12 protein-coding genes are annotated in these 11,072 nt (G+C 63.4%); 6 read left to right on the top strand and 6 right to left on the bottom strand.

Annotated elements, in window-relative coordinates; all coding sequences use genetic code 11:
* Positions 1-5 precede the first annotated feature (5 nt).
* Positions 6-917: an oxygen-dependent coproporphyrinogen oxidase gene (gene hemF, locus IWW33_RS10985; protein WP_046786806.1), complete on the bottom strand. Its 912-nt coding sequence runs from the start codon at positions 915-917 to the stop codon at positions 6-8.
* Between the two features lie 134 nt (positions 918-1,051).
* Between hemF and IWW33_RS10990 the strand changes: the two genes are divergently transcribed.
* Positions 1,052-2,029 carry an NADPH:quinone reductase gene (locus IWW33_RS10990; protein ID WP_174141094.1) on the top strand — a complete coding sequence of 326 codons (978 nt, stop codon included), beginning with the start codon at positions 1,052-1,054 and terminating at the stop codon, positions 2,027-2,029.
* Positions 2,030-2,136: 107 nt separating this feature from the next.
* On the opposite strand, the gene IWW33_RS10995 is transcribed toward IWW33_RS10990, so the two are convergent.
* From IWW33_RS10995 to dprA, 3 genes are all read right to left on the bottom strand, one after another.
* Positions 2,137-2,439 (bottom strand): hypothetical protein, encoded by a 303-nt coding sequence (locus tag IWW33_RS10995; protein WP_046786804.1) that lies wholly within the window; start codon positions 2,437-2,439, stop codon positions 2,137-2,139.
* A gap of 383 nt (positions 2,440-2,822) precedes the next feature.
* Complete coding sequence (locus tag IWW33_RS11000; protein ID WP_012312041.1) at positions 2,823-3,380, bottom strand: L-threonylcarbamoyladenylate synthase; 558 nt, start codon at positions 3,378-3,380, stop codon at positions 2,823-2,825.
* A gap of 38 nt (positions 3,381-3,418) precedes the next feature.
* On the bottom strand, positions 3,419-4,516 hold the full coding sequence (dprA, locus tag IWW33_RS11005) for a DNA-processing protein DprA (protein WP_174141095.1): 1,098 nt from the start codon (positions 4,514-4,516) through the stop codon (positions 3,419-3,421).
* Positions 4,517-4,722: 206 nt separating this feature from the next.
* Between dprA and def the strand changes: the two genes are divergently transcribed.
* The 5 genes from def to IWW33_RS11030 are packed head-to-tail and all read left to right on the top strand — an operon-like array spanning position 4,723 to position 9,245.
* Complete coding sequence (gene def / locus IWW33_RS11010; protein ID WP_012312039.1) at positions 4,723-5,229, top strand: peptide deformylase; 507 nt, start codon at positions 4,723-4,725, stop codon at positions 5,227-5,229.
* Between the two features lie 59 nt (positions 5,230-5,288).
* Positions 5,289-6,221, top strand: a complete 933-nt coding sequence (fmt, locus tag IWW33_RS11015) for a methionyl-tRNA formyltransferase (protein ID WP_039603240.1) — start codon at positions 5,289-5,291, stop codon at positions 6,219-6,221.
* The gene (rsmB, locus tag IWW33_RS11020) at positions 6,218-7,528 is read left to right on the top strand and encodes a 16S rRNA (cytosine(967)-C(5))-methyltransferase RsmB (protein WP_125925171.1); all 1,311 of its coding nucleotides are present in this window, start codon (positions 6,218-6,220) and stop codon (positions 7,526-7,528) included. Before fmt ends, rsmB begins: the two co-directional genes overlap by 4 nt.
* Before the next feature lie 23 nt (positions 7,529-7,551).
* Positions 7,552-8,925: a Trk system potassium transporter TrkA gene (gene trkA, locus IWW33_RS11025; RefSeq protein WP_012312036.1), complete on the top strand. Its 1,374-nt coding sequence runs from the start codon at positions 7,552-7,554 to the stop codon at positions 8,923-8,925.
* An 11-nt stretch (positions 8,926-8,936) separates the two neighbouring features.
* A complete protein-coding gene (locus IWW33_RS11030) occupies positions 8,937-9,245 on the top strand; it encodes a tetratricopeptide repeat protein (protein WP_046786802.1) in 309 nt (102 codons plus the stop codon).
* Positions 9,246-9,577: 332 nt separating this feature from the next.
* On the opposite strand, the gene IWW33_RS11035 is transcribed toward IWW33_RS11030, so the two are convergent.
* On the bottom strand, positions 9,578-10,465 hold the full coding sequence (locus IWW33_RS11035; protein ID WP_012312034.1) for a lysophospholipid acyltransferase: 888 nt from the start codon (positions 10,463-10,465) through the stop codon (positions 9,578-9,580).
* Between the two features lie 41 nt (positions 10,466-10,506).
* Positions 10,507-11,058, bottom strand: a complete 552-nt coding sequence (locus IWW33_RS11040; protein ID WP_115273214.1) for a DNA-3-methyladenine glycosylase I — start codon at positions 11,056-11,058, stop codon at positions 10,507-10,509.
* Positions 11,059-11,072 lie beyond the last annotated feature (14 nt).

Consider the following 11,072-nt stretch of genomic DNA (forward strand, 5'->3'; position numbering starts at 1 on the left):
CAAGCTTACTGTGCAAGCCAATCGCGGTCTTGCAGGAAGTACTCGGTCAGGCGCGCTTCTTCGCTGCCAGGTACGGCCTTCCAGTCGTAGCCCCAGCGCACTTGCGGCGGCAGCGACATCAGGATCGACTCGGTACGGCCACCGGACTGCAGGCCGAAGAGGGTGCCACGGTCATACACCAGGTTGAACTCCACATAGCGCCCGCGGCGGTACTCCTGGAACTCGCGCTGCTCAGCGGTATAGGGCGTGTCCTTGCGGCGCTGGACGATCGGCAGGTAGGCGTCGACGTAGGCATCGCCGATGGCGCGGATGAAGGCGAAGCAGGTATCGAAGCCCCACTCGTTCAAGTCATCGAAGAACAGCCCGCCGATACCGCGCGGCTCGCCACGGTGCTTGATGTGGAAGTAACGGTCGCACCAGGCCTTGTAGCGCGGGTACACGTCGGCGCCGAACGGCGCGCAGGCCTGCTCGGCCACACGGTGCCAGTGGATGCAGTCTTCCTCGTTGCCGTAGTAGGGGGTCAGGTCGAAGCCGCCGCCAAACCACCACACAGCCTCTTCACCTTCTTTTTCGGCGATGAAGAAACGCACGTTGGCGTGGGAAGTCGGCACGTGCGGGTTATGCGGGTGGATCACCAGCGACACGCCCAAGGCCTCGAAGCCACGGCCTGCCAGCTCGGGGCGGTGGGCGCTGGCCGACGGAGGCAGGCCGCTACCGAACACGTGGGAGAAGTTGACGCCGCCTTTCTCGATCAGCTTGCCGTCGCCGATCACCCGCGTGCGGCCCCCGCCACCGGCTTCGCGCACCCAGGCATCCTCGACGAAGCGGGCGCCCCCGTCCTCGGTTTCGAGGGCAGAGCAGATGCGGTCTTGCAGGTCGAGCAGGTAGGCTTTCACGGCCTCGGTGCGGCTAGTCATCGGGTCACCAGGAACGGGCAGGGAAGAATTCGCCGCGTAGCATACCACCGGCAGCTGGCGCGCCGCAGTTGACGGCGATCAAGCAAAGGCGTCCGATAGAAGGCCTTTCCCGATCCCGACAACAGGAGTGCGAGATGGCCAAGCGTATCCAGTTCAGCCAGCATGGCGGCCCGGAAGTATTGCAGCTGGTGGAGTTCGACCCGGCACCGCCCGGGGCGCAGCAGGTTCGAGTGCGTAACCATGCGATCGGCTTGAACTTCATCGACACCTATTTCCGCAGCGGGCTGTATGCCCCGCCTGCGCTGCCTTCAGGCCTGGGCACCGAGGGTGCCGGGGTAGTCGAGGCGGTAGGTGAGGGCGTCACCCGCCTGAAAGTGGGCGACCGCGTGGCCTATGGCGGCGGCCCGCTGGGCGCCTACAGCGAGGTGCACACCTTGCCGGAGGCCAACCTGGTCAAGCTGCCCGACAACATCAGCTTCGAGCAAGCGGCGGCGGTGATGCTCAAGGGCCTGACCGTGCAGTACCTGCTCAAGCAGACCTACGCCGTGCAGCCGGGCGATGTGATCCTGTTCCACGCCGCCGCCGGGGGCGTCGGCTCGCTCGCGTGCCAATGGGCCAAGGCGCTGGGGGCCAAGCTGATCGGTACCGTCAGTTCGGCCGAGAAAGCAGAGCGGGCCAAGGCACTGGGCGCCTGGGAGACCATCGACTACAGCCGCGAGGATGTGGCCAAGCGGGTGCTGGAGCTGACCGATGGCAAAAAGTGCCCGGTGGTGTATGACGGCGTGGGTGCCGACACCTGGCTGACCTCGCTGGACTGCCTGCAACCGCGCGGCTTGATGGTGAGCTTTGGCAATGCGTCGGGCGCCGTGAGCGGGGTGAACCTGGGGATCCTGGCGCAGAAAGGGTCGTTGTATGTCACACGGCCGACCTTGGCCAGTTATGCCAACAATGCCGAGAACACCCAGGCCATGGCAGATGACCTGTTTGCGGTGATCGCAAGTGGCAAGGTGGTTGTGGATATCCAGCAGCGGTATCCGTTGAGCGAGGCGGCCAAGGCGCAGAGCGAACTGTCGGCGCGGCGGACGGTGGGTTCGACTGTTTTGTTGCCTTGAGTGCCTGGCTTGGCGCTTTTAGAGCCTTTGAGATAGAGCGCCGTGTGGACGGCGCTCGTTCTACGCAACAATGCAAAAACCAAGGCGAGCACCTGCAAGCCTCACAGCTACCTCTGCTGCGCAGGCGCTGACTCGATACCTTCAAGCATCGCCTCTACCAACCCCTCCGCCATCTCGATCGCATGCAGGTTCGACCAGTACATGCCGCGGCCTTCTTCGCGCAGGTAATCGAGCGTCTTGTAGCCAGTCTCGTAGGCACACCGCAGGTAGAGGGCTACATGGACCAAGGCGTCGGCGGCGGAAATGTTGGGGTTTACGCTGAACAGCGCTGAATGGCCGGCGTCGCAGCGGCCGAAGGGGCGGGTGGAAGTGCAGGGAAGTGGTGGATCTGGGACGAGTTTCTTGACCATGGAAAATGCTCCTCAATGCCGCTACCAATCACTACCACGTGAATTGGGTGGCGACTGTCCGCGAGGTGGTAGACCCGGGCATTTTCCAATCCAGGCAGGCTCGAAAGCCTCCCGCGTACAGCCGCCATAGACTGTCATGGAAATGATGCATCCGGGCTACCACACCCGATCGCCAAGTTGTTCGGCGACGGTCTGAAGCCTAGAGACAGGACTTCCCACTGAGAAGGTGATGGTATTCGATGCGGGTTGTAGGAGTTTTCCCAAACTGATGTGCTGGCAGCATTCAGGGCCGCTTTGCGGCCCATTCGCCGGCAAGCCGGCTTACACGCAACCCCTGTGGGAGCCGGCTTGCCGGCGATTCGAGGGCGCAGCCCTCGCCAGCGTCAACCCGGGCGAACGATCTCGCCCGTGGCCAGGTTACGAATCACACTCGGATTCTTCCGCCCACCCAGCGCCCCACCCAGCACCATGTCCAGGTCACCATGGAAATACTGCTCCACTCGCAACCGGCTCTTCGCCGCCGGGCGCCCGCCCGGGTTGCAAGAAGTGGAAATCAACGGCCCGACCAGCGCGCACAACTCGCGCACCTGCGGGTGATCACTGACCCGCAGTGCCACCGTGTCATGCTGCCCCGTCACCCACTCCGGCAACAGGTCCTGGTGCGGCACCAGCCAGGTATTGGGCCCAGGCCAGGTGCTGCCCATGCGGTCGATCCAGTCCTCTGGAAAATCCTCGAACAGGAAGTCGAACTGGCGGATGTTGTCGGCGACCAGGATCAGCCCTTTATCCACAGGCCGCGACTTGAGCGCCAGCAAGCGATACACCGCGTCCTCGTTCCATGGGTCGCAGCCCAGGCCCCAGACCGCTTCAGTCGGGTAGGCGATCACCGCACCGGCCCGAATCTCACGCGCGGCTTGTTGCACACGCCAACTGCTCACCATTTGTGTCTCTCCGCATTTAAGCCATGCGCGCAGTTTACTTAGCCAGCGCGGGCAAACCAACGCCCGGCTTCATTGGTCACCCGGCCCTCGAGCTCCAGCTCGGTCAATTGCGCCAGTACTTGCGCCAAGGGCAGCTCGCTACAAGCAGCCAGTGCCTCGCTGGTCTGCGGTGCAGCATGCAGCAAGGCAAGCAATGGATGGGACGGTTTATCCACAACTGCCGGCGGCAGGTTCTGCCAACCCTGCAAGCTTTCCAGTATCTGCCCCACGCTTTCAACCAGCAGTGCGCCGTCGCGAATCAACTGGTGGCAGCCTTTGGCACCGGGGTGGTGGATCGAGCCGGGAACGGCGTAAACCTCACGGCCTTGCTCGGCGGCCAGGCGGGCAGTGATCAAAGAACCGCTGGCCAGGCTCGCCTCAACCACCAGCACGCCAAGTGACAGGCCACTGATGATGCGATTGCGTCGCGGAAAGTTACCCGGCAGCGGCCCGGCATCGAGCGGGTACTCGGAAACCAGCGCGCTACCGCTGTCGATCATCGCTTTGGCCAGGTCACGGTGGCGCTGTGGATAAAGTTTTTGCAGCCCGGTGCCTAACACACCGATCGTGCCTCCCCCGGCCTGCAATGCGGCCCGATGAGCGGCACCGTCGATTCCCAAAGCAAGCCCACTGGTGATGGTGAAGCCAGCCTGCGAGAGGTAACGGGAAAATGCCTTGGCGGTGTCGAGCGCCGGGGGTGAAGCACGCCTGCTGCCCACTATTGCCAGCTGTGGCCGTTCGAGCAAAGCCGGGTCGCCTGCGACGAAAAGCAGCGGCGGGGCATCATCGATTTCGCCCAGCAGCGCGGGGTAGCCAGGGCTGTCCCACATCAGCAAATGCTGGCCCGGATGCTCTATCCAGGCCATTGCAGCCAGCGCCCCGTCGCGTACTTCGGCACTGCGCCGGGCGTCGATGGTGGCCTGCGCAATGCCCAGCGCACGCCAGGCACCCGCCGGTGCACTGAGCGCTGAAGACGCACTGCCAAAGGCTTGCAGCAAGGTGTGAAAACGACGCAATCCCGTCTCGGGCAGGCGGTGTAGACGTAACCGCGCTTCCAGTTCGGCAGGCGGGCAAAGCGACGAATGGTTGAACGGCATAGAGATCATCCTTGATCGAAACAGGGCCATTTACGTGGCACAACCTGTGGATAAGTTTGTGGGTAACACTTTGAAAAGCTGTCCATTAAATGGACGCTATCAAGCCCATAAACACCCTAGACGAGCTTGCCAGGTGCCGAAATCGTCGATTCCCTTTATTATGTATGCTCAGTTTTCAACCGAACGCACAGTGATTGCCTGACCCTATGGCCATTTTGAACATTCTCGAATTCCCAGACCCGCGCCTGCGCACCATCGCCAAACCGGTGACGGAGTTCGACGACGCCCTGCGCCAGCTGATCGACGACATGTTTGAAACCATGTACGAAGCGCCTGGCATCGGCCTGGCTGCCACCCAGGTCAACGTCCACAAACAGATTGTGGTCATGGACCTGAGCGAAGACCGCAGCGAGCCGCGGGTCTTCATCAACCCGTCGGTCGAAGAGCTGACCCACGACATGGGCCAGTACCAGGAAGGCTGCCTGTCGGTGCCGGGCTTCTACGAGAACGTCGACCGTCCGCTGCGTGTGCGCGTCAAGGCGCAGGACCGTGACGGCAAGCCTTTCGAGCTCGAAGCCGAAGGCCTGCTGGCGGTATGCGTGCAGCACGAGTTCGATCACCTCAACGGCAAGCTGTTCGTCGACTACCTGTCGCAGCTCAAGCGCGACCGGATCAAGAAGAAGCTGGAAAAGCAGCACCGCCAGCAAGCCTGATCCCACCTTCCAGAAGGCTTGCTCCGGCAAGCCTTTTTCTTTTTTGAAGCGAGACCTCCATGCGCATCGTCTTTGCAGGCACTCCAGAGTTTGCCGCCGAACACCTCAAGGCCCTGCTCGACAGCCCCTACGAGATCGTGGCCGTCTACACCCAGCCCGACCGCCCGGCCGGCCGTGGCCAGAAGCTGATGCCAAGCGCGGTCAAAGCGCTGGCGGTGGCCCATGACATCCCGGTGTTCCAGCCGCCAACCCTGCGCAATGAAGATGCACAGGCGGAACTCGCCGCGCTCAAGCCGGACCTGATGGTAGTGGTCGCCTATGGCCTGATCTTGCCCCAGGTGGTGCTGGACATCCCACGCCTGGGCTGCATCAACAGCCACGCCTCCCTGCTGCCACGCTGGCGCGGCGCGGCGCCGATCCAGCGCGCCGTGGAAGCCGGCGACGCCGAGAGCGGCGTGACCGTGATGCGCATGGAAGCAGGCCTGGACACTGGCCCGATGCTGCTCAAGGTCGTCACACCAATCAGTGCCGAAGACACCGGCGGCAGCCTGCACGATCGCCTCGCCGCCATGGGCCCGCCAGCCGTGGTGCAAGCCATCGCCGGGCTGGCCGACGGCAGCCTGCAAGGCGAGGTGCAGGACGACGCCCTGGCCACGTATGCGCACAAGCTGAACAAAGACGAGGCACGCATCGACTGGAGCCGCCCGGCTGTGGAGCTGGAGCGCCTGATCCGCGCCTTCAACCCTTGGCCGGTGTGCCACAGCACTCTGGATGGCGAAAGCGTGAAGGTGCTGGCCGCCAGATTGTCCACAGGTGAAGGCGCCCCTGGCGAGATCCTGTCAGCCAGCAAAGACGGCCTCGTGGTCGCCTGCGGTGACCAGGCCTTGAGCCTTACCCGCCTGCAATTGCCTGGCGGCAAGGCCCTGGCCTTCAGCGACCTGTTCAATAGCCGCCGCGAGAAGTTCGCCACCGGCAAGGTGCTTGGCCAATGAACCCACGCCTCGCCGCCGCCCGTGCCTTGGCCGCTGTGCTCAGTGGCAAGGCCTCGCTGAACAGTTCGCTGCCAGCGCAACTGGACAAGGTCGAGGACCGCGACCGCGGCCTGACCCAGGACCTGGCGTTCGGTACCGCCCGCTGGCAGCCACGCCTGGACCTGCTCGCAGCCCAGTTGCTGCAGAAGCCGTTCAAGGCCGCTGATGCCGATGTGCAGGCACTGCTGCTGGTAGGCCTGTACCAGTTGTTCTACACGCGCATCCCGGCCCACGCCGCCATCGGCGAGACGGTCGGTTGCGCCGACAAACTGAAAAAACCGTGGGCCAAGGGCCTGCTCAACGCCGTGCTGCGCCGCGCCCAACGTGAAGGCGAGGCGCTGCTCGCCGGCATGGAACGCGACCCTGTTGTACGCACCGCCCACCCACGCTGGCTGCAGAAAGCCCTCAAGGCGTTCTGGCCCGAGCAGTGGGAAGCCATTTGCGCGGCCAACAACGCTCACCCGCCAATGATCCTGCGGGTCAACCGCCGCCACCACAGCCGCGATGCCTACCTTGCCCTGCTGACCGAAACCGGCGTTGGCGCCAGCGCCTGCCAGTTCAGCCGCGACGGCATTGTGCTGACTGAGGCCTGCGACGTGCGCAGCCTGCCGGGCTTTGCCGAGGGCTGGGTGAGCGTTCAGGACGAAGCCGCGCAGCTGTCGGCCGACCTGCTTGAACTGGCCCCCGGCCAGCGCGTGCTCGATGCCTGCTGCGCCCCAGGCGGCAAGACGTGCCACCTGCTCGAGGCAGAAGCGGGCCTTGCGCACCTGGTGGCCATCGACCTGGAAGCCAAGCGCCTGACCCGGGTGCGCGAGAACCTCGACCGCCTGCAACTGGACGCCGAACTGATCGCCTGCGACGCCCGTGACACCGCCAGCTGGTGGGACGGCAAGCCGTTCCAGCGCATCCTGCTCGACGCGCCGTGCTCGGCTACCGGCGTCATTCGCCGCCACCCGGACATCAAGCTGACCCGCCAGGCTGACGACATTCCGGCGCTGGCCGCGCTGCAGGGCGAGTTGCTCGATGCCCTGTGGCCGACCCTGGAAGTCGGCGGCATGCTGCTGTACGCCACTTGCTCCAGCCTGCCGACCGAGAATACCGAAGTGATCGAGGCCTTCCTTGCCCGCACGCCGGGCGCCCGTGAGCTGGACCTGGCCACAGAAGCTGGTATCCGCCAGCCCCATGGCCGCCAGCTGCTGGCCCAGGAAGGCGGCCATGACGGTTTCTACTATGCCAAGCTGATCAAGATCGCCGCCTCGCGCGGTTAAGAAAAAAGGTTAGGGAGTAGCGGATGAAGATCATCATCCTTGGCGCAGGCCAGGTAGGCGGTACGCTGGCAGAGCATCTGGCCAGCGAAGCCAACGACATCACTGTGGTCGATACCGACGGCGACCGCCTGCGTGACCTGGGCGACCGCCTGGATATCCGTACCGTGCAAGGCCGCGGCTCGCTCCCGACGGTCCTGCGCCAGGCCGGTGCCGATGACGCTGACATGCTGGTGGCGGTAACCAACAGCGACGAAACCAACATGGTCGCCTGCCAGGTCGCCTATTCGCTGTTCCACACGCCCACCAAGATTGCCCGGGTGCGTGAATCGGCCTACCTCACCCGCGAAGAGCTGTTCGACAACGACCACATCCCGGTGGACGTGCTGATCAGCCCCGAACAGGTGGTGACCAACTACATCAAACGGCTCATAGAACACCCAGGTTCGCTGCAGGTGATCGACTTTGCCGAGGGCAAGGCGCAACTGGTGGCGGTCAAGGCCTATTACGGCGGCCCATTGGTGGGCCAGCAGCTGCGCCAGATCCGCGCGCACATGCCCAACGTCGATACCCGCGTGGCCGCGATCTTCCGCCGTGACCGGCCGATCACCCCACGGGGCGACACCGTGATCGAGGCCGATGACGAGGTGTTCTTCATCGCCGCGAAGAAAGACATCCGCGCCGTGATGGGCGAGCTACGGCGCATCGACGAGACCAACAAGCGTGTGGTCATCGCCGGCGGCGGGCAGATCGGCGAACGCCTGGCAGAGGCCATCGAAAGCCGCTACCAGGTGAAGATCATCGAAATGAGCGCGGCCCGTTGCCGGCACCTCTCCGACACCCTGGAAAGCACCGTGGTGCTGCAGGGCAGCGCCTCGGACAAGGACCTGATGCTCGAAGAGAACATCGCCGATGCCGACATATTCCTCGCCCTGACCAATGATGACGAGGCGAACATCATGTCGTCACTGCTGGCCAAGCGGCTCGGTGCGGGCAAGGTGATGACGATCATCAACAACCCGGCCTACGTAGACCTCGTGCAAGGCGGTGAAATCGATATCGCCATCAGCCCCCAGCTGGCTACCATCGGTACCTTGCTGGCGCATGTGCGCCGTGGCGATATTGTCAGCGTGCACTCCCTGCGCCGCGGTGCGGCAGAGGCCATCGAGGCTGTGGCACATGGCGACTCGAAGTCGAGCAAGGTGATCGGCAAGGCCATCGAAGATATCGCCCTGCCGCCGGGCACCACCATTGGCGCGATCATCCGCGACGAGCAGGTGCTGATCGCCCACGACGACACAGTGATCGAGTCGGGTGACCACGTGATCCTGTTCGTTGTGGATAAAAAGCACATTCGCGACGTGGAGAAGCTGTTCCACGTCGGCTTGAGTTTCTTCTAGGGGAGGCGGGCATGCGCGAATCGCTGGAGAAAATGCTGGCCAAGGGTGTGGATAACCCGCTGCTGCGGTTCGGCCTGGGCAAGGCCTGGCTGGACGAGGGCAACGGCGCCGAAGCGGCAGTGCACCTGGCCAGTTGTGTGGCACAGGACCCCAAGTATTCGGCAGCGTGGAAGCTGCTCGGCAAGGCGTATCAACTGCAGGGCGACCTGACGGCGGCGCGCAAGGCCTGGGAAGACGGGATCGTGGCGGCGCAGGCCCATGGGGACAAGCAGGCCGAGAAAGAGATGGCGGTGTTTCTCAAGAAGCTGAATAAAGCCTGAAATGCCGGGGCTGCTTTGCAGCCCATCGCCGGCAAGCCGGCTCCCACAAGTACAGTGCAGGCCTCAAGAACTGCGCGCTCCCTGTGGGAGCCGGCTTGCCGGCGATAGGGCCGGTAAATCCGATGCAAGACTCAAAGGAAAGCCCCGCAAAGGTAATCCTGGCTAGAAAGTTCGCACGAGCGGCATTCGCCCTGATGAACAATCAGGACGAATAGGTCACCAAAGGCGCGAAAATGGCTTGCTGATAACCATAGAATCTCCCACTGGGTTTGCGCTGAGTTTGAGAGCAGCGGGGTAGCTGTGGGGAAAGGGGCGCAAGGCGCCCCAAAATCTCAGTACCAGCGCGCCTCGCCAGGCGGGCGCTTCTTGAAGCGCTTCATGCTCCACATGTACTGGCTCGGGTATTCGCGCACATAACGCTCGACCACCTTGCTCATGGCCGCCGCCGACACGTTCACATCCGTGCTGTACATTTCTTCTGGCGCAGCTTCGAGAAACACCTTGAAGCCCGAGCCATCCGGCAAGCGCAGGGCATGCAGGAACACCCCTACCGCCTTGCCACCGGCCAGCATGTTCGGCACGAACTTGCTGGTCAGCGCCTGGGTGCCCAGGAACGGCACGAATACACCGGCCGATTCCGCCGGCTCCGGGTCGGCGGGAATCCCCACCTGCCCACCGCGGCGCACTTCCTTGATCACGCTGAGGATGCCTTCCTTGGTCGAAGGCGCCACACGGTTGCCCATCTGCACCCGCTGCTCACGCAGCAGGTCATCCACAGCCTTGAGCTTCGGCGGGCGGTAGAAGATGATCGGTTTGCACTGGTTGCAGTAGAAGTGGTTGAGCACTTCCCAATTACCCAGGTGGCTGGTGATGCCGACCACACCCTTGCCTGAGGCCAGGGCCTGCTCCAGCACTTCCAGGCCGTGCACTTCCTTGACCAGCTCAAGCGAACGCTGTGGCGGCCAGATCCAGGCACAGGCACTTTCGACAAAGGATTTGCCGATGTCTCTCAGCGCACGGCCGACCAGCTGCTCGCGCTCGACCGGGTCCATCTCAGGGAAGCACTTGGCAAGGTTGATGCGCACGACATTGCGCGAACCGTTGGGGACTTTCCACATCAGCCAGCCGATCCCGGCGCCGACGCGCTGTACCGCGCCCCAGGGCAGCTTGGCAAACAGACGCAGCACCCCGACCATCAGGGCGCCCTTGAACTTTTCCACAGGCCAATTCCTTATTTCAGCAAGGCGCGCATTGTAACCCCTCAGCGCAGCAAGGCGGCGTAACGATCACAATCGGTGGTGTGGTCCATGACCATGCCGGTAGCCTGCATGAAGGCGTAGCAGATGGTCGGGCCGACGAATGTAAAGCCGGCTTTCTGCAACGCCTTGCTCATCGCCTTGGCCTCGTCGGTGACCGCCGGCACTTGGCTTCGGGCACTGAAATGGTTGATCTTCGGCTCGCCGCCGACGAACGACCAGAGCCACTCGGCCGGGTTATCCACAGCCAGCCAGGCCTGGGCATTGCGCCGGACAGCCTTGAGCTTGAGGCGGTTGCGGATGATGCCGGCATCGAGCATCAGCTCTTCGATGCGCTCATCGCTCATCTGCGAAAGCTTCACCGGGTCGAAGCCATCCAGCACCTCGCGATAGCGCTCGCGTTTACGCAAGACGGTGATCCATGACAGGCCGGCCTGGAACCCTTCGAGCAAAAGCATCTCGAACAGCAACGCCGGATCACGCTGCGGTGTTCCCCATTCCTGGTCGTGATAGGCCTGGTACAACGGATCGTCGGTACACCAAAAGCAGCGTGGCATAAGGCTCCAATGAG

The organism is Pseudomonas sp. M2 (genome assembly GCF_015751845.1).
GTDB classification, from domain to species: domain Bacteria; phylum Pseudomonadota; class Gammaproteobacteria; order Pseudomonadales; family Pseudomonadaceae; genus Aquipseudomonas; species Aquipseudomonas putida_E.